Source organism: Corynebacterium ammoniagenes DSM 20306 (assembly GCF_001941425.1).
GTDB classification, from domain to species: domain Bacteria; phylum Actinomycetota; class Actinomycetes; order Mycobacteriales; family Mycobacteriaceae; genus Corynebacterium; species Corynebacterium ammoniagenes.
The window spans coordinates 1775249-1794513 of record NZ_CP009244.1; the positions used below are offsets into that span (position 1 = coordinate 1775249).

13 protein-coding genes are annotated in these 19265 nt (G+C 56.1%); 11 read left to right on the top strand and 2 right to left on the bottom strand.

What is annotated here, in order from left to right; all coding sequences use genetic code 11:
- The first annotated feature begins 305 nt into the window (after positions 1-305).
- Positions 306-2099, top strand: coding sequence for a long-chain fatty-acid--CoA ligase (locus tag CAMM_RS08130; RefSeq protein WP_003848659.1), 1794 nt, complete (start codon positions 306-308; stop codon positions 2097-2099).
- Positions 2100-2184: 85 nt separating this feature from the next.
- Here CAMM_RS08130 and CAMM_RS08135 read toward each other — a convergent pair whose 3' ends face one another.
- Positions 2185-2673, bottom strand: coding sequence for a molybdopterin-binding protein (locus CAMM_RS08135; protein WP_147581064.1), 489 nt, complete (start codon positions 2671-2673; stop codon positions 2185-2187).
- 242 nt (positions 2674-2915) lie between these two features.
- On the opposite strand from CAMM_RS08135, the gene CAMM_RS08140 reads away from it, so the two are divergent.
- The 10 genes from CAMM_RS08140 to mobA all read left to right on the top strand — a co-directional run bounded on the left by CAMM_RS08140 (position 2916) and on the right by mobA (position 16240).
- Entirely contained in the window at positions 2916-4274 is a 1359-nt protein-coding gene (locus CAMM_RS08140) for an MFS transporter (RefSeq protein ID WP_003848652.1), read from the top strand.
- 47 nt (positions 4275-4321) lie between these two features.
- A complete protein-coding gene (locus tag CAMM_RS08145; protein WP_003848650.1) occupies positions 4322-8095 on the top strand; it encodes a nitrate reductase subunit alpha in 3774 nt (1257 codons plus the stop codon).
- A complete protein-coding gene (gene narH, locus CAMM_RS08150) occupies positions 8095-9714 on the top strand; it encodes a nitrate reductase subunit beta (protein WP_003848648.1) in 1620 nt (539 codons plus the stop codon). Before CAMM_RS08145 ends, narH begins: the two co-directional genes overlap by 1 nt.
- Before the next feature lie 5 nt (positions 9715-9719).
- Positions 9720-10613, top strand: a complete 894-nt coding sequence (gene narJ, locus CAMM_RS08155) for a nitrate reductase molybdenum cofactor assembly chaperone (RefSeq protein ID WP_003848646.1) — start codon at positions 9720-9722, stop codon at positions 10611-10613.
- Positions 10614-10656: 43 nt separating this feature from the next.
- Complete coding sequence (gene narI, locus CAMM_RS08160; protein WP_003848645.1) at positions 10657-11472, top strand: respiratory nitrate reductase subunit gamma; 816 nt, start codon at positions 10657-10659, stop codon at positions 11470-11472.
- Between the two features lie 225 nt (positions 11473-11697).
- Positions 11698-12459: a helix-turn-helix domain-containing protein gene (locus CAMM_RS08165; RefSeq protein WP_003848644.1), complete on the top strand. Its 762-nt coding sequence runs from the start codon at positions 11698-11700 to the stop codon at positions 12457-12459.
- A gap of 120 nt (positions 12460-12579) precedes the next feature.
- Entirely contained in the window at positions 12580-13773 is a 1194-nt protein-coding gene (moaA, locus tag CAMM_RS08170) for a GTP 3',8-cyclase MoaA (protein ID WP_003848643.1), read from the top strand.
- Positions 13774-13786: 13 nt separating this feature from the next.
- The gene (locus CAMM_RS08175; protein WP_040356021.1) at positions 13787-15046 is read left to right on the top strand and encodes a molybdopterin molybdotransferase MoeA; all 1260 of its coding nucleotides are present in this window, start codon (positions 13787-13789) and stop codon (positions 15044-15046) included.
- Positions 15047-15092: 46 nt separating this feature from the next.
- Complete coding sequence (gene moaC / locus CAMM_RS08180; protein ID WP_003848641.1) at positions 15093-15569, top strand: cyclic pyranopterin monophosphate synthase MoaC; 477 nt, start codon at positions 15093-15095, stop codon at positions 15567-15569.
- Positions 15570-15613: 44 nt separating this feature from the next.
- The gene (gene mobA, locus CAMM_RS08185; protein WP_003848640.1) at positions 15614-16240 is read left to right on the top strand and encodes a molybdenum cofactor guanylyltransferase; all 627 of its coding nucleotides are present in this window, start codon (positions 15614-15616) and stop codon (positions 16238-16240) included.
- Here mobA and CAMM_RS08190 read toward each other — a convergent pair.
- On the bottom strand, positions 16237-19119 hold the full coding sequence (locus CAMM_RS08190) for an FAD-binding and (Fe-S)-binding domain-containing protein (protein WP_003848639.1): 2883 nt from the start codon (positions 19117-19119) through the stop codon (positions 16237-16239). The two genes, mobA and CAMM_RS08190, sit on opposite strands and share 4 nt — an antisense overlap.
- Positions 19120-19265 lie beyond the last annotated feature (146 nt).

Genomic DNA, 19265 nt, shown 5'->3' on the forward strand with positions numbered 1-19265 from the left:
TCATAGCCTGCGACAGTATGTGTACAGCTTCGCTGAACTGCGCCATTTTCAAGCAGGCCGTTTCGGTACTTTAAGCTATTTATATTCTCGCCCGAAATAATAATCTTGCGGCGAAAGTTTCTTTATTCCCCATATGAGACCCTAAAAGTGACATTGCATGCCAGGAGTCATTCATCAGGTATGTGACTGTTTTCTACGCTTCATCTGCGCTGGTAGATGTGTTGCAAACTCGACAAAATAGCGAGCAATCAATCAGTCAGCCATTAGTATAACGCATCACCACCAGCACCGCTAAAGTGGGACACATGCTTTCGACCATGATGGATATCCCCCTCTCAATTACGCGGATATTAAACTACGGCTCCACCGTCCACGCCAACACCAAAGTCACCACTTGGCATGGCGGACAGGCCAGCGAAGGATCGAGTGCGAATCCAGCTGAAGAAACCACCTTTTCTGAAATTGCCGCACGTGCCGCTGCTTTTGCCCACGCGCTTCACGATGACCTGGGAATTACCGGCGATGAACGAGTGGGCACCTTGCTGTGGAATTGCGCCGAGCATCTAGAAGTCATGTTTGCGACAAGCTGTAAAGGCGCGGTCTTCACCCCGCTGAATAAGCAACTGATGAATGACCAGATTCGCCACATCGTCAATCATGCAGAAATCGAGGTAGTCGTCGCCGACCCACGCTTGGCAGAACAGCTGGGCAAAGTGCTTGCCGATGCCGATACCGTGCGCGCCGTGGTCTTTACCGGCACACAAAACCCGCGTCAATTTAGCCAGTACTTCGGACGCAATGTGGAAGTTTATTCCTATGAGTCACTTCTCGACGGCAAGTCCTCGGTTTATAACTGGCCGGTGTTAGATGAAAATACCGCCGCGGCGCTGTGCTATTCCACTGGCACCACCGGCGCGCCCAAAGGCGTGGTGTATTCGCACCGGTCTATCTACTTAGAAGCGATGCTGCTACGCACGACGGACAGCCTTGCTATTACCCACGGCGAGTCCTTTTTGTGTTGCATCCCGATCTATCACGTGCTGTCCTGGGGCGTACCATTTGCTGCATGGATGACGGGCACCCCGTTAATCCTGCCGGATTCTGACGTCTCTGCCCCAACCTTGGCCAAGATCATCGCCACCACTCACCCACGTGTGGCCCACGGCGTGCCAACGTTGTGGATTCAGTTGATGGTGCACTACCTCAACAATCCGCCCGAGCGCATGTCGCTGGTAGAAATCTTCGCTGGCGGTTCCCCGGTACCGGAGCAATTGATCCGGGTGTGGGAAGAGCAATACGGCGTCGACGTCGTCCACGTTTGGGGCATGGTGGAAGTCTCCACTGTGGGCACCGTTGCCCGTCCACCACAAGGTGCATCCGGTGATGCGCGCTGGGCTTACCGAGTCTCTCAAGGCCGATTCCCCGCCTCCTTGGAATACCGCGTGGTCAATGATGGCCAAGTCGTTGCCACTACCGACCGCAACGCAGGTGAGATCCAAGTCCGCGGCAACCTAGTAACCGAGAGCTACTACGACTCCCCTTCCGGGCACGATAATGGGCTAGCTGCCGAATTTCGAGGCAAGCCCACCGATATTGCCGACAATAAGTTCACTGCTGATGGCTGGCTGCGCACCGGCGATGTGGGCTACGTCAATGAAGATGGCTTCCTCAATGTCTCCGACCGTGCGCGCGATGTGATTCGCTCCGGCGGTGAGTGGATTTATTCAGTCCAGCTCGAAAACCTCATCATGAACAACGAAGACGTAGTGGAAGCAGCTGTTATCGGCTATCCAGATAAAAAATGGGTGGAACGTCCATTGGCAATTACGGTTTTGCGCCCCGAGGTTTCGCCCACGATTGAAACCGCAGAACGCCTTCGCGAGGGTTTGCGCAAGGAACTGCCCAATTGGATGCTGCCTGAATATTGGACCTTCGTAAAAGCGCTAGATAAAACTTCCGTCGGCAAATTCGATAAAAAGGATATGCGCTCTCATCTTGCCGAAGGTGAATACAACATCATCCAGCTCGAGGGCCCCGGATCGAGCAACCCCGAAGATCCGAAAGCCATCAGAGACGTAGAAGAAAACCATGAGGCTTAGCGCTAATTTCTAGAGCCTTACCAACTATGGAGCGCTTTCCGCGTTGCCCAAGATTTTTCTTCCGGGCCCGGAAAGAGCTTTATTTTTAGCACTCGCGGACAATGTCATCGACAAGCGGCAAAACCACGCCCAAAGTATCCCCCACCGCACCGCGGGAGCCAGCTGAGTTAATAACCAACGTGGTGGGATGTCCATATTGACTGACACCGATAACCCCACGGCACAACCCTGCTTTCGGCGAGGATTCCAACCCTTTGAGAAGCACCTGGGTTTCCAACCCGTGAAGACGGGCAGCTATATGTCGCGCGGTAACCTCCGGGACCACATTGCCGCGCCGTGTCCCGGTCCCACCCAACGTGATGATGATGTCATCACCAGATTGCAGGCGAGCCTCCAGCGCGATCGTAAATGCGGCCTCATCCTCTCGAACAATTTCGCGATACACCACTTGAATCTGCGCGGCCTCTAGTAGTTTCACAGCCTTATCTGCCGCATGGTCCGGCTTGATTCCATTCGCAATCCGGTCCGAAACGACGATCAGTGATGCTTTGAGGGGTGGGGTTGTGGGGTGCATTTTCATCCTTTTCCCAACTTTTTCACATGGCGTGAGCAAACTAACAGTTAACAGTACGAAAGTACTGTTATTGCACTGCGCAAACGCTAGCTGCATGAACACTTTCCGCAGGTGAATTAGGCAATATTAGTGTTGTTTAATTAAACGGGTTTTATCGTTTTAAACCAATAAATATTGAGCATAGCAAGCTAATCTAGTCCTTAGGTACCCACAAGTTCACCTTTCTTTTCAAGTGAGGATGCATGTCTACACTCAATCCCCCCGGTACTCAGTTCGATAGCTCCGGAAGAGTTCTTCAAGGTTGGGATCCAGAAGATCCAGCCAAGTGGGACAAATCCATTGCCTGGCGCACGCTGGTTATTACGACCGCCACCATGGCCGTCGGATTTAGTGCGTGGTACCTGGTTTCCGCTATTGCACCCTTGTTGAATCAAATTGGTTTTGATTTAACTGATGGCCAGCTTTATGCACTAACTGCAATCTCTGGCCTTTCCGCTGGTTTGTTCCGCATGGTCTTTATGTTTCTGCCACCCATCGTCGGAACGCGAAAACTAGTTGCTGTTTCAGCTCTTCTATTCCTCTTGCCGATGCTCGGATGGTTTTCCGTAGTACAGCGGCCAGATAACACCCCATTTTGGGAATTGCTTGCGATTTCCTTCGCCTCGGGCTTCGGGGGCGGCGTATTCGCCGGTTTCATGCCGTCCACCGGCTACTTCTTCCCCAAGCGCCTGCAGGGCACCGCATTGGGATTGCAGGCTGGTATTGGCAACTTCGGTATTTCCTTCATTCAGCTCGTTGCACCATGGCTGATGGGCTTTACCCTGTTTGGCGTTGGTTTTATCGCCCCGCAGCGTCTGCCAGATGGTTCCAATGTCTTCGTCCACAACCCGGCCATCTTCATGGTTCCGTGGGCAGTCATTTGTGCTGTCCTCGCGTGGATTTATCTCAAAGATGTTCCAGTTAAGGCCAACTTCCGCCAACAGATGTCTATCTTCGGCAACCCCAATACCTGGGTGATGACGTTGGTATATCTGATGACCTTTGGCGCGTTTGCTGGATTCGCCGCGCAATTTGCGCTCATCATCAACCAAATTTATGGCGCAGGGTCATCGTTCGCAGAGACGATGAGCATCGATAGCCTGCCGCGTGGTGCTGCGTATGCCTTCCTAGGCCCACTCATCGGTGCTGCTGTCCGCGCAGCGTGGGGCCCTCTATGTGACAAATTTGGCGGCGCCATCTGGACGTTTATCGGTGGTCTCGGTATGACCATCTTTACTGCGGTTGCGGCGTTGTTCCTCAACCCCACCGACCCACAGCAATTCTGGTGGTTCCTCGGCGCAATGCTGATGATGTTCTTCTTCACAGGTTTGGGCAATGCCGGCACCTTCAAGCAAATGCCCATGATTTTCCCGAAGCATCAAGCAGGCGGCGTCATCGGCTGGACCTCTGCTATCGCGGCCTTTGGCCCCTTCATCGTCGGTATTTTGCTCTCGCTGATGCCCATCCAGGCATTCTTCTGGGGTTGCGTGGTCTTCTTCGCCATCTGCACCGTGCTGACCTGGATCTTCTACGCCCGACCGAAAGCACCGTACCCCGGATAAGCACGTCGCTTCGCTTTCCACTCCCCTTCGAACAAAGGATATTTTCCATGACCAAGGCAACCACAGGAACTTCCCGCAGGTCCAAGAATTCGCTCTTTGAGATGGGCTCTCATCTGCGTAAAGGCACCTCAGGCTCCGATGGCCAGCAGCTCTTCTTGCAGGGCGGACGCCAGGCGGATGTCTTCTACCGCAACCGCTGGGCTTTCGACAAGATGGTTCGTTCGACCCACGGCGTCAACTGCACTGGCTCCTGCTCATGGAAGGTCTACGTTAAAGACGGCGTCATCACCTGGGAATCCCAGGCCGTCGACTATCCCACCAACGGCAATGATATGCCCGAATATGAGCCACGCGGCTGCCCCCGCGGTGCTTCATTTTCCTGGTACACCTATTCCCCCACTCGCATCCGCTACCCCTATGCCCGCGGCGTACTAGTTGATATGTACCGCGAGGCCAAAGAACGCCTCGGCGACCCAGTCTTGGCGTGGCGCGAGATCCAGCAAGATCCAGAAAAGCGCCAGGCGTATATCAGCCAGCGCGGCAAGGGTGGTCTCATTCGTATCAATTACGAAGAGGCCATTGAAATGGCGTCTGCCGCGCACGTGTACACCATTCGTGAATACGGCCCGGACCGCATTAACGGCTTCACCGTTATTCCCGCAATGTCGCAAGTCTCGTACGGCGCAGGCACCCGCTTTTTGGAAATGATTGGCGGCGTCGCCCTCTCCTTCTACGACTGGTACGCCGATCTCCCACCAGCATCTCCACAGACATTTGGTGATCAAACCGACGTCCCCGAATCCGGCGACTGGTACAACTCCTCGTATCTGATGATGTGGGGATCAAATATTCCCGTCACTCGTACTCCCGATGCGCACTTTATGGTCGAAGCACGCTACCGCGGCACCAAGGTCGTCGTTGTTTCCCCAGACTTCGCCGACAACACCGTGCATGCCGATGAATGGGCACGCATCAACCCCGGCACGGACGCAGCGCTTGCCTTTGCCATGGGCCACGTCATCTTGAAGACGTTCCACGTCGACCGCCAGGAACCCTACTTCCTGAACTACATGCGTAAATTCACCGACGCTGCCTTCCTCGTGGCATTGGAGGAAAATACCGACGTCGTACACAACGGGAACGGGCAAGGTGCTTCCTACACACCTGGAAAATTCCTCACCTGCAGCCAATTAGAAGGCGATGAATACGCGGAATTGCGTCAGTCAGCTAATTCCACCCACCGCACGTTGATGATGGAAACCGACGGCAAGATTGTTGACCCAGGCGGCACCGTTGCTGACCGCTGGGATGAATCTACCTCCCGCTGGAATCTTTCCCTAGACGGTGTCGATCCCGTCATGTCCATCGCGGAGACCGATAGCTTCGGGACTGCTGAGGTTCTGTTCCCGCGCTTTGACCTGGATGCCAACCCGGAAGAGGTCGGCTCGGGTCGTCCCGTCGGCGCCGGCGTCGTACACCGCGGTGTCCCTTACCGTGAGATCAACGGCGTCAAGTACACCACCGTGTATGACATCATGCTCGCGCACTATGGCGTCAATCGCCCAGAGCTCAACCTTCCTGGCAGCTGGCCAGAAGACTTCCACGATGCCACTGAAGTGGGCACCCCGGCGTGGCAGGAAACCCTCACGGGTGTCCCAGCCAACGCCGCCATTCGTATCGGCAGCGAATTTGCGCAAAACGCCGCAGATTCCGAAGGCCGCTCACAAATCATCATGGGCGCGGGCGTGAACCACTACTTCCACGCGGATACTATCTACCGCACTTTCCTGGCGCTGACTTCGATGTGTGGCACCCAGGGCGTCAACGGCGGCGGCTGGGCTCACTACGTCGGCCAAGAAAAGCTGCGTCCGATGAATGGCTGGCAGCAGTGGGCGATGGCCACAGACTGGCAGCGCCCGCCACGTCACATGGTGACCACCGCTTTTTACTACTTCGGCACCGAGCAGTGGCGCTATGACAATACCGTGGCTTCTCACTTGGGCTCCCCACTGCAGCAGCGCGGATCCATTGGCTCCAAGATGGTCTCCGACACCATGGCTGAGTCCATGCGTCGTGGCTGGATGCCGGCGTATCCACAGTTCAACCGCAACTCGCTATTGCTTGCCGATGAAGCCGATGCCGCCGGAATGGACGTCAAAGACTACATTCCGCAGCAATTAGAGTCCGGTGAATTGGGCTTTGCCTACGACGACCCCTCGGCGGAAGAAAACTGGCCACGCATTCTGCTGAACTGGCGCACCAACCTCATGGGATCGTCCGCTAAGGGCACCGAATTCTTCTTGCGTCACTTGCTCGGCGTGGACTCGGATGCCACAGCAGAGGAATTGCCGGAAGAACAGCGCCCGAAGTCCATCAAATGGCGCGAGGGCGCTCCAGAAGGAAAGCTCGACTTGATGCTGACCACGGACTTCCGCAATACGTCGACGACCTTGGTCTCCGACATCGTCTTGCCGGCAGCCACCTGGTACGAAAAGCACGACATGTCATCGACAGACATGCACCCGTACCTGCACTCATTCAACGCTGCTATCAACCCGCCGTGGGAAGCACGCACTGACTATGAAGTCTTCCGTGACCTCTCCGCCGCGCTCTCCGCGATGTCCGTGCGCTGGCTGGGCACCCAGCGTGATGTGATTACCCAGCCAAGCCACCACGACAGCCCCGATGAACTAGGCATGCCCAACGGCATCGTTCCTGATGTCGAAGAGATGGGCTACATCCCTGGTGTCACCATGCCGAAGCTTGCCGTGGTCGAACGTGACTACACCAAGATTTATGAAAAGTGGTCGCACTTAGGCCCGCTTACGGCCAAGGCAGGCACGGCGGTGCACGGTACTAAATTCGATGTCAGCAAGCAGGTCCAGGAGTTGGAGCTGATTTGTGGCACCAAGGAAACCTCCATGGGTGAGCTCGTTGACTTGAGCACGGACACCAAGGTCATCGATGCCATCTTGCACCTATCGGGAGTCTCCAATGGTGAAGTCTCTGCCAATGGCTTTGAATACCTGTCTTCGCGCACGGGCAAGGACTTAAGCCCTCTGGCCGCGTCCGATAAGGAAGTGCGTATCTCGTGGGACACCATCAAGGAACGCCCCACGCAGGTCATCACATCGCCTGAGTGGTCTGCTGACAAGCGCAATAACCGCCGGTACACGGCCTTTTCCATCAACGTCGAATTCGATAAGCCGTGGCATACCCTCACCGGTCGCATGCACTACTACATCGATCACGACTGGTTTATGGACTACGGCGAATCCCTACCCATCTTCCGCCCACCGCTGGACCATTTGCACTTGCACGGGGAATTTAACCCAGGTGAGACCTTAAATAACAACGGCGAAGTAGAAATTTCGCTGCGTTATCTCACCACCCACAACAAGTGGTCAATTCACTCGCAATACTTCGACAACTTGCACGTGCTGTCGATTTCACGTGGTGGCCAGGTGGTGTGGATGTCGAATAAGGACGCCGACAAGATTGGCGTTGCCGATAACGAGTGGGTGGAGGTTTATAACCGCAACGGCGTGGTCAGTGCACGTGCCATTGTCTCCCACCGCATCCCTGAGGGAACGATGATCATGAACCACGCCCAGGAACGCACGGTGGGTACTCCGCTTAATGAGCACACGGGTCGCCGCGGCGGAACGCACAACTCGCTGACCCGCATTCTCATCAAACCTGTTCACATTGCTGGCGGCTATGGCCAGCTGACCTATCACTTCAATTACATCGGTCCAACCGGAAATAACCGCGATGAAGTCACTCGAGTTCGTCGCCGCTCCCAGGAGGTGCAGTACTAATGAAGGTAATGGCCCAAATTGCCATGATCATGAATCTGGACAAGTGCATTGGTTGCCACACTTGTTCTGTCACTTGTAAGCAGGCATGGACAAACCGCGAAGGCACCGAGTACATCTGGTTCAACAACGTGGAAACCCGTCCCGGCGTCGGCTATCCGCGCACTTGGGAAGACCAGGAAAAATGGCAGGGTGGCTGGAGTTTGACCGGCAGCGGCAAGCTTAAGCCCAAAGCTGGCGGCCGCTTGAAAAAGCTCATGACGCTTTTTCACAACCCGAACCTGCCCACCATCCATGATTATTACGAGCCGTGGACTTATCAGTATGAAGATTTGATGGGTGCCAAAGCTGGGCAAAAGACGCAGCCCACGGCAAAGCCGGTCTCACAGATCGATGGCCGCGAAATCAACAAGATTGAATGGTCATCGAACTGGGATGACAACCTCGGCGGCTCCACCGCCACGATGGATAGCGACCCGGTGCTCAATAAGATGAATATCGCGGTGCAAAAGCAGATTGAAGATTCCTTCATGTTCTACCTGCCGCGCATTTGTGAGCACTGCATCAACCCAACGTGTGTCTCATCATGTCCTTCAGGTGCAATGTACAAGCGCGCCGAGGATGGCATCGTCTTGGTAGACCAAGATCAGTGCCGTGGCTGGCGCATGTGTGTATCCGGCTGTCCTTATAAGAAGGTCTACTTCAACCACAAGACCGGCAAGGCTGAAAAATGTACGCTGTGCTACCCACGCCTCGAGGTTGGCCAGCCCACCGTTTGTTCGGAAACCTGCGTGGGCCGTCTGCGCTACTTGGGCGTTATCTTCTACGACGCCGACCGCGTTTCGGAAGCTGCATCCACTCCAAATGAGCAAGACCTATTCGAAGCACAGAAGTCCATCTTGCTGGACCCTAATGATCCCGAGGTCATCGAAGGTGCAAAGCGCGAAGGCATCCCACACTCCTGGATTGATGCAGCGCAGCAGTCTCCTATCTGGGACTTGATTTTCAAGTATGAAATCGCGCTGCCACTTCACCCGGAATACCGCACCCTGCCAATGGTTTGGTACGTCCCACCACTGTCTCCAGTTGTTGATGAAATCAGCAACGCGGGCTTTGACGGTGAAGACCACAAGATTCTCTTTTCCACGCTGGCGAATATGCGCATTCCACTGGAATACCTCGCTGGGCTCTTCACCGCTGGCGATACCGTCCCGGTGGAAAAGTCCCTGCGCCGCCTAGTGGCCATGCGTTCGTATATGCGCGATATCAACTTGGGCAATGAGCCCCAGGAAGAAATCGCAGAAGCAGTTGGCATGACCGGCAAGCAGATCCAAGAGATGTACCGCCTGCTGGCCATTGCGAAATATGACGATCGCTACGTCATTCCCACCGCATCACCAGAGACCCCACGCGGAATTTCGGACCTCGACCCCTTCGGGGATACCGACCCCACCCGCGCCATGGATCAAGCTTTCGCAGACCTTGGCATGGGTGCACCGGAGGCTTGTTCAAGTCACGGCGGCGGAGAATCCGGCAAGGTTTCCTTGCTGTCGTGGACTGGTGACCGCCCCGATAGCATGTTCCCGCCCCGGCGCGAAGATAGCTCGGATGAAGGCAGGTAGGCGCCATGGGTATTTTCGATAAGCTGAAATCACTGCCGAAACCTGGCAAATTCTCACCTTCGTCCGCACCGCACAGTCACTCTCTTCCGCTCGACCATGACACCTTGGCGGGATACGGTACTCCGGCTGGCATGGGTGCTTCAGGAGGTGCCAAGGATGTCGAACGAACCAGCCGGGCCACCTTAAGTGCCCGCGTCGGCGCGAAAGATCCGCGTCGCACGCACACTGGTCGTATCCCCATGGAGTTGATTTCTCCCGTACCCGTCACGGAGTATCAACGCCGCACCACCGCTATGGCGACGTCGTTGTTGCTGCAATATCCGGATGAGGGATTCCACGACACGGTGGCTGCTGTGCATGAGCAGATCGAGGATTTGCCCGAGGAGATCGCCCTAGATTTCCGCGAGTTCTTTCAGTGGGCAGAAGCCGCCAGTGTCCGAGATGTCGAAGAGCATTACGTAGAAACCTTTGACCAGCGCCGGCGCTGCTCGCTTTTTCTGTCCTACTACGCAGTCGGAGATACACGTCAACGTGGCATGGCTATCTTGGCTTTCGGCCAGCAGCTGCGCGCTCTGGGCTTTGACTTCAACGAAAACCAGGAGCTGCCAGATCACCTCTGCGTGGTCTTGGAAGCACTGGGGCTATCTGAGGGTTCAGCGCACGAGCAAGCCGTGGAATTCGTCGCCAGCTATCGCGACGGCTTAGAAGTTCTGCGCACCGCACTTGAGCACACGGGATCGCCCTATGTCTCGTTAATCATTGCGCTGTGCAGGTCCTTGCCGCAGGTCGATGCCGATACCACTCAGAAATACATGGACCTTATCCGTACCGGTCCACCTGCTGAAGTTGTGGGCATTGCTGATCTGCCTTTCCCTACTGTCCAACCCGACGACCTTTAAGTTCTGTCCTCGTATTCATTTCCTCTAGTGAAGGACTTTCACCATGGAATACTTTGAAAATTTCCTCTGGGGCGCATTCCCGTGGCTGGCGATAGTGGCTTTCTTCGTCGGTATCTTCTGGCGTTGGCGCTTTGACCAGTTCGGATGGACCACGCACTCGTCGCAGATTTATGAATCGAAGCTGCTGCGTTTGTCCTCCCCGCTGTTTCACTGGGGTATGGTCTTTGTCATCATCGGCCACTTGATGGGCCTGGCCATTCCCAAGTCGTGGACCAGTGCGGTGGGTATCTCCGACGCCGGCTACCACCTCATCGCTACCTACCCGGGTGCGATGGCCGCCATCGCGACGGTGCTCGGCCTTATTGGTCTAATCTATCGCCGCGTTGTCAACCGCTCGGTGTTTCTGGCGACCTCACGCTCCGATAAAGTCATGTACATTTTCCTGGGGGCAGCCATCCTATCTGGCACCATTGCCACCATGGCCTTGCAGCTTTTCGATGTCTTGGGCACCCATGGCTACGACTATCGCGAATCCATTTCGCCGTGGCTGCGCAACCTGTTGATTTTCAACATCCAGCCGGAGTTGATGACCGATGTGCCGTGGCCATTTAAGGTGCACGTGCTCGCAGGATTCACGCTGATTGCGGTGTGGCCGTTTACCCGCCTGGTCCACGCATTCTCGGCACCGGTTGGCTATGTCACCCGTCCGTACGTGGTCTATCGCTCCCGCGATTCCCGCACCACCGATATGCGGTCCCACGTTGCATGGGAACCAGTGCGTTCTCCGCATTCACAGCTTGACCGCGACAAAGATCGTAAAAAGCGCGCCGACCACGTGCGCCCGCCACGTTCTGGTTAACGCTTGCTAGCTAGTCGCTGCCTACCGGCCCGTGCTGTTACATCAGTGCGGGCCGGTTTTCTTTTGCCTGCCAGTTAGTTAATTCAACTCACTTCTCTGTAGAATCTGTTCATTCACATCGAACCAGCTCATTGCCCGCCCTTTTCCCAGGCCAAGAGCACCTCGGTAGTTTAGCGATGAAGACTCCACTATCATGGGGATACTTCAGGAAGGACGTTGATTCAGATGACTAGCGGTACTGGTGATCGCGCCTCGCAGGTTCCCCGCTCTAGCTCTGAACTTTTTACAGAGTCTTTAGGGCTTTCACCGAAGCAACGCAATGTTTTAGATGTGCTGCATGAATTCCCCCAAGGCGCCAAGATCTCCGAGCTGGCCGAGTCTTTGGACTCCCACGTCAACACCGTGCGCAGCCACCTGGATGAGCTGATCGCCAAAGACGCCGTCCAGGTCATGCCAGCACCAGCCCGCGGGCGCGGCCGACCATCGTATGTCTTCCATGTACGTTCCCCCAAGACCGAGACGGTCGCAGAAGAATACGTCTCTCTGATTGGCGTCTTGACTAATATGCTGGTCGATCAAGATTCTTTGGATGAAAAATCCTATGCCCGCGCGCTTGAAATCGGACGCCAATGGGCCCAAACCATGAACGATAAAGTTCCGGCAGAACAGGCAGCTGAAAACGAAGACCCTTCGGCACTAGCACTGGAATCTCTGTTCTCTCGCCTACGCGATCTTGGCTTTGATCCTGCGCCGCCGGCAGGAGACATTGAGTCCGCGGAAGGAACGGATTTAGAACTCCACGCCTGTCCGCTTACCGTTCGCGGCAGCCGCCCCCACCCATTTATCTGTGCGGTACACGAGGGCTATTTGGACTACCAGGCAGAAGGACACGTTGAACCGCATCTGCGTCTCAACCTTCAGCCACTGTCACGTCCTGGGGTGTGTTCCATCAAGGTGCGCACGCACCCCGATGCACCCACGAATTAAGACCTGACAGCTGCAGAAACTCCCATGGCCGAGTGGTATTCATCCCACTGCAACAAGTGATGGTGATTAAGCCTGTGAGCACTGGGATTTTTAGGGTTGAAGGCCTAGAATAGACCTTAAATGACTACTCAGTTTTCTTCCCTGACCAACCAGCAGGGGCAAGCACCTGAGGACAATTCTGTGTCTCTTGGCCTTCCCCAGTTGGGACTTAAACACGACTCCAGCTCCACCCCCTACCTGCCGGAGGATTTACCGGAGGCCAACGCTGACGGCTCCCGGAGCTTAAAGGATAAATTCGGCCGCGTTGCGCGCGATCTCCGCGTATCTTTAACTGACCGCTGCAACCTGCGCTGCACGTATTGTATGCCAGCAGAAGGTTTGGAGTGGATGCCCACGGAGCACACGCTTGACGATGACGAGGTGGTCCGCCTCATCACCCTCGCCGTTACCCAGCTCGGCATCCGCCAGATTCGTTTTACCGGCGGTGAGCCGCTGTTGCGTAAATCCTTGGAATACATCATCGCGGAGACTAAAAAGCTGCGCACCGATGAAGGACGTGCTCCTTCCATTGCGCTGACTACCAATGGTTTAGGCCTGGAACACCGCGCGAAGAGACTTCATGAGGCGGGCCTAGACCGCGTCAATATTTCCTTAGACACCATTGATAAGCAGCGCTATGCACAACTAACCCGGCGCGACCGGCTCGGTGGGGTGATGAAGGCTATCGATGCTGCCATTGAGGTCGGCCTTAATCCCGTCAAGATCAATGCCGTGGTCATGCCGGGTGTCAATGAAGACGACATTGTTCCACTAGCAAAGTTCGCGTTGCGCAAAGGCGCGCAGCTGCGCTTTATTGAACAGATGCCGCTGGGTCCGCGCGAGAAATGGAAGCGCTCGGATATGGTCACCGCCGACGATATTTTAAGCCGGCTGGACGCGCAGCTGAGCTTAACTCCTGCGGAAGAACCTCGGGGTTCTGCGCCGGCGCAATTGTGGAATGCAGAATACGTCGACGAGGAATACTCCAGTGAGAATCCCGCAACTTACCGCGGCAGTATCGGCGTGATTGCTTCTGTTACCCGACCTTTCTGCGGCGACTGTGATCGCACGCGTTTGACCACTGATGGTGCCGTGCGTAATTGTCTGTTCGGCAATTCTGAGACGTCCCTGCGTGATTTGATGCGCGCGGGCGCTAGTGATGAAGAGTTACTAGCTGCCTGGGCTGGCGAGATGTGGCGGAAAAAGCCGGGGCACGGGATGGATGATGAGGGCTTTTTGCAGCCAGATCGCCCAATGTCCGCTATCGGTGGTTAAGGTCAATTTGGACATGCGCGCCATCGCAGAACATCAAGCCGCAGTGCTATCTCACGCTGAGGTGCTTCCTACAGAAACCATCGCCGTGGATGTTGAAGCACTCTCTCGCACTCTCGCCGCGGATCAGCTGGCCATCAACGCGATTCCGCCATTTGATAATTCAGCGATGGATGGCTTTATTATCCACCGCGCTGATCTCGATTCCGGCGGCAATGCTCAACTGCGGGTTGACGGTGAGGTCGCAGCAGGTGATGCTGCGCAAATACCACCGCTCGGCGCAGCAGTCCGCATCATGACCGGCGCGCCGGTGGATACTACCGACGAAGATTTAGTCATTGTGCCCGTCGAGTACACCGATATTGAGCCCGGCCCCCAGCCGCTTCCCCGCCAGGTGCGAATCGACGGCTTTGACTCCAGAAAACTACATATTCGTCGCAAGGGCGAATCGTTGCAGGTTGGTCAACAGTGCGCGCATGCGGGTCAAGATATCGATGTCGGGATGCTATCAACGCTGATTTCCGCAGGTATTGGCCAAGTCGAGGTCTATGCCCTTCCGCGGGTCGCCGTGGTATCCACCGGCAATGAATTGCGTCAGACTGGTGAAAGCTTGGACGAGGGAAAAATCCCTGATTCCAATAGCCCGATGATTGCTGGTTTAGTGCGCGCCTGTGGGATAGACCAGGTCACTATTGCGCACTGCGATGATAGCCCTGAACATCTGCGCAAGCTTTTTACGGATTTGTCTGCGAATCATGATGTCATTATCACCACCGGCGGGGTCGCTGTCGGCGTATACGACGTGGTGCGCGATGTGCTGAACACGCACGCAAGCCCGTCATGGTTTGGCCGGGTTCAGCACAAGCCAGGCTCGCACCAAGGACTTTCTTTGTGGGCACATGATGACCACCGGCAGGTGCCGGTGGTGTCATTGCCGGGAAATCCCGTCGCAGCTTTTGTGTCCTTTCACCTGTACGTACACCCGCTGCTGAATAAGCTTCGCGGCAAGCAGACGTTAGACCGACCGACGAAGATTTCAGCCCAGGTGGTGGGAGAACCTCCCAGCGCCCGTGACCGAGACGTGCTGGTGCCCGCGATTGTGGATTTCACACAACTCCCAACTATGGTCACGCCATTTCATGGCCGCCATGTCGGCTCGCACATGATTAGTTCCTTGGTGGGGGTCAATGCCATGCTGCATCTACGCGCCGGAGAAGCAGCGCTGGCAGAAGGCGCTATGGTGGAAGTGCTCTTGCTGCCTTCTGTGACCAGATAATCTTGGTATATCTGCACGTTACTAACTAGAAAGTAGAATATTCTCGATGAAATTCACGCATCTGGATAATGCTGGCGACGCGTACATGGTTGACGTTACGGAGAAGGCTCCCACGATTCGCGCGGCGACCGCACAAGGTGAAGTCGCGTGCTCCCCCGAGATTATCCAAGCACTGCGTGAAGGCACCGTTCCCAAAGGTGATGTGTTGGCGGTCGCGCGCATCGCGGGTATCGCTGCGGCCAAGAAGGTGCCGGAGTTGTTGCCGCTGGCGCACACCATTGGCGTCCATGGTGCCAAGGTGGAGGTGGAGCTTGCCGATGACCACGTCTTCATCGAGGCCACTGTGCGCACTGCCGATCGCACCGGGGTGGAGATGGAAGCGCTCACTGCGGTTAATGTTGCGGCATTGGCCATTATTGACATGGTCAAAGGTGTTGACCGCAGCGCTTATATTCGCCGCTGTGGCATCACCGCGAAATCCGGGGGCCGCTCCGGGGATTGGTCGCGGGAGCTTCCACAATAAATAGCTCGGTAGAAACTACGAACTCAATATAAGGACTGATATACATGGCACGCGCTGCAGGCCGTGATGTAGCCACGATTGTTGTCGCAGGTGGTCAGGGCACACGCATGGGCGGAGTCGATAAAGCAAGCGTAACGGTTCATGGAGTACGGCTAGTGGATCGCCTAATCGCACAGCTGCCGGTGAGCACCAAGTACGTGGTGGTCTCACCGCATGATTTAGGGCTTCCCGCTACCTGCGAGCAGCCCCCTTTCGGCGGGCCCGTCGCAGGAATTCATGCAGGTTATCACTACCTGATGGAAAATTTTCCACACTTGGACTACATCGCCATTTTGCCTGTCGATGCCCCCGATTCCCCGCAGATTCTCCCGCGGCTGTATGAAGCTTTGCGCGAGGCACCCGGCGCGAATCTCGCGCTGATTCGCAGCCAGGATGGCAGCTTGCAAAACCTCTGCGCGCTGTGGCGTGCTAAAGCGCTGGCACAGGCCTTAGACGCGCTGGGCAATCCGCGCAATCAATCGGTGCGGCGGCTTTTAGCGCATGCCGGTCGCATTATCGAAGTAGAAGGCACCGGCGAAGAACGCGACTATGACACGCGCCAAGAAGCCGCGGAATACGCCTCGTCTGCGGCCGTGCAGTTTCAGCGCGCTAAGCTTCCGCGGCCGCTTTAAGAACTGGGGTGGCGCTGGGTAGCAAGCTCCAAGAGCTCTAACACGTGGCGGTACGGCCGGCCCGTGGCGCGCGTCATGCCCAGCTCACAGGTGCGGTTGGAGGATACGTGGAAGTCAGCATCAATTCCTGCTACCTCTGCTGCTTCTCGCGCGGTAGCACTGTCGGTTAGCTCCGGATGCAGCATGCCCCGGTCGCCCGCATAACCGCAACAGCCCCAGCTATATGGGATGGCAACGTCTTTCGCCGCGAGGTTTGCTACCTGCTCTATCGCGGGCAAAAGTCCCAAATGCTCCGATGAGCACGTGGGGTGAATGGTCACAGACTCAACCGGCGCGGTCACGGTCAATTTCTCGGCGAGGTGCTCGGCGGTAAAGGAAATCGAATCGGTCACGGTGATTCCCGTGTCTTTGACCATGGCGATAAAACCCTCGGTGCAACTAGACGCATCGACGATGACGGGAAGTTCGCCGCCGCGGGTGGCATCGTCAAGCACTGCGCGGACCCTATCTTCCATGACCTGGTGGCCTTCCGCCATGCCTTTCGATGTCCAAGGCGTACCACAGCACAACGAGTCAATGGCTTCAGGGATTTCTACCGCTACCCCGGCGCGCTGCAACAGCCGCAGGAAAGCTTCGGTGACACCAATGCCGCCTTTTTGCGGACCGAACATGGCATTAACACAGGCTGGAACGTACACAGCTTGGACCTCGGCGGTGCTATCGCCGACGATGCGGCCAAGCTTAGAACGGCGCACCCCGCCGGTGGGAAGCTCCGGCTGATACTGCGGCATGGTCTCCGTGCCCACTAGCGCACGGCCAATATCGCTGACGGTCTTTGCGAGACCTGTCGGCAACCGGTAGGCACCACTGAGCGCAATCGAGGCTCCGCGATTGACCGTGGACCAACCAGAAGCTGCGCCTTTCCAGACCTTTTGCTCGAGCTTCTTGGAATCCTCGCGGCGTAATTGCTTGATGAACTTGCCGGTGTCGATGTCCACGGGGCAGGCGCGCACGCACAGGGAATCAACGGCGCAGGTCTGCTTGCCCATGTATTCGTAGTCTTTATCCAGCTCGGCTACCGTCGCTGTGTCACCTTCCTGCTCCGCTTTCGCGCGAGCGCGGCGAACGACAATGCGCTGGCGCGGTGTGAGCGTGAGGTCTTTCGAAGGACAGACTGGTTCGCAGTAACCGCACTCCACGCACGGATCAATTTCGGCTTCCACCGTGGGATTGAGCTTGACGTTGCTGATGTGTGCGGTCGGGTCTTCATCCAAGATGACCCCCGGGTTGAGGATGCCGCGCGGATCAATCGCCTTTTTCAGCTCCTGCATCACCTCATAGAGCTCATCGCCATATTGACGGCGCACGAAGGGCGCCATGGCGCGGCCGGTGCCGTGTTCAGCTTTGAGGTTGCCTTCAGCATCGAGGACAAGATCAACCATGTCATCGGTAAATTTGTTGTAGCGCGAGAGGTTCTTCTCTCCCTCGAAGCGGTCAGTGAGCAAGAAGTGAATATTGCCGTCTTTGGCGTGGCCAAAAATCACCGCGTCATCGTAGCCATTGGCGTTAAACAAATCTTGCAGCCCGGCGCAGGTAGCCGCGAGGCGTTCAACAGGAACCGCCACGTCTTCCAGCAATGCCGTGGTGCCGGAAGGACGTGCTTTGGCCACTTTCGCGTACAGCCCCTTGCGAAACTGCCAGGCGCTATTGCGGTCGGCCGCGGCAGTAGAAAATGCCGAGGGCTGGAATAGTTCTAAGTCATCGAGTAATTTCTGCCCAATATTCTCGCGCTCACGGAGCTCTTCTTCGCTTTGGGCGTGATACTCAATTAACAGCGCGGCCTGCTGGTCCACCTCAAAACCCTGGATGGACTGCGGTGCATCGGCAAAGCTTTGTCCTACTTTAATCGACGCTGCATCCATGAGCTCCAAGGTGGCAGCACCCGTGCTCACTAGTTCCGGTAGCGCGGAGGTTGCGCTGTGCAGTTGCGAAAACACCGCCACGGTGGTGGTTGCCAGCTTCGCCACGGGAATGGTGTCAAAGGTTGCTTCCGCAACAAAGGCGAGCGTGCCTTCGGAGCCCACCACGAGGTGTTCCAGAATCTTCGCGGGGCCTTCAAAATCCAAGAAGGAGTTCAAGCCATAGCCCATGGTGTTTTTAATGGCGAAGTGCCGCTGAATAATCTCCACCGACGTGGGATTTTCTTTCACCCGGCGTTGCAGCTGCAGCAGCTTGTCCGCCAGCTGCGGTTCCAGGGCATACAGCTTGTCATCGGCATCGGGCGCACCGGTGTCAATGATGGTGCCCGAGGGCAAGACCAAGGTCAGCCCGCGCAGTGTTTGATAGGTATTAAATTCCGTACCGCAGGCCATGCCGGAAGAATTATTGTTGACCACACCACCGATGGTCGCGGCTGATTCGCTGGCGGGGTCCGGACCTAACTTGCGGCCATACAGCGCCAAGCGTGCATTGACCTGCGCTACGGTCAGTCCCGGTTCAACGCGGACAACGCGGCCTTGCTCTTCCACGGCCATGTTGCGAAAGCCGCGGCGGACATCGACAAGCAAGCCATCGCCCGATGCCTGTCCGGACAAAGATGTTCCACCAGAACGCAAGGTCACGGGCAGGTTGTGCTGCTTGGCAACGCGAAAGGCATGCGCTACCTCATACACGTCGGAGGCTACAATCACGGCCTTGGGGACGTGGTAATAATGCGAGGCATCACTGGCGTAGGCAACACGGTCAATCAATCGTGAGCGCACATCAGCGCTGTCGATTTCCTCACGCAGGCTAGCTAGGGCGTGCTCGGAAATAACGCTGTGATCGTTGTTGAGTAAAGAAGTGGAAGACGTGGAAGAAGTGGAAGACGCAGTAGTCATGGGGTCCTTCTAGGATTTTTGTTCTCCGGCGACCACTAGGAATTGGTGTGCTTTTACACAGGCTTTTGTCCTAATAGTCGAATATGACCGATCTTAACGTGACCGCGCTTACTGTGTCCTGCATTCTGGGCACTGAAGGGTGACTT

Coding starts and splice junctions, on each gene's coding strand:
- CAMM_RS08130 (WP_003848659.1), top strand. CDS start 306: ATGCTTTCGACCATGATGGATATCCCCCTCTCAATTACGCGGATATTA.
- CAMM_RS08135 (WP_147581064.1), bottom strand. CDS start 2,673: ATGCACCCCACAACCCCACCCCTCAAAGCATCACTGATCGTCGTTTCG.
- CAMM_RS08140 (WP_003848652.1), top strand. CDS start 2,916: ATGTCTACACTCAATCCCCCCGGTACTCAGTTCGATAGCTCCGGAAGA.
- CAMM_RS08145 (WP_003848650.1), top strand. CDS start 4,322: ATGACCAAGGCAACCACAGGAACTTCCCGCAGGTCCAAGAATTCGCTC.
- narH (WP_003848648.1), top strand. CDS start 8,095: ATGAAGGTAATGGCCCAAATTGCCATGATCATGAATCTGGACAAGTGC.
- narJ (WP_003848646.1), top strand. CDS start 9,720: ATGGGTATTTTCGATAAGCTGAAATCACTGCCGAAACCTGGCAAATTC.
- narI (WP_003848645.1), top strand. CDS start 10,657: ATGGAATACTTTGAAAATTTCCTCTGGGGCGCATTCCCGTGGCTGGCG.
- CAMM_RS08165 (WP_003848644.1), top strand. CDS start 11,698: ATGACTAGCGGTACTGGTGATCGCGCCTCGCAGGTTCCCCGCTCTAGC.
- moaA (WP_003848643.1), top strand. CDS start 12,580: ATGACTACTCAGTTTTCTTCCCTGACCAACCAGCAGGGGCAAGCACCT.
- CAMM_RS08175 (WP_040356021.1), top strand. CDS start 13,787: ATGCGCGCCATCGCAGAACATCAAGCCGCAGTGCTATCTCACGCTGAG.
- moaC (WP_003848641.1), top strand. CDS start 15,093: ATGAAATTCACGCATCTGGATAATGCTGGCGACGCGTACATGGTTGAC.
- mobA (WP_003848640.1), top strand. CDS start 15,614: ATGGCACGCGCTGCAGGCCGTGATGTAGCCACGATTGTTGTCGCAGGT.
- CAMM_RS08190 (WP_003848639.1), bottom strand. CDS start 19,119: ATGACTACTGCGTCTTCCACTTCTTCCACGTCTTCCACTTCTTTACTC.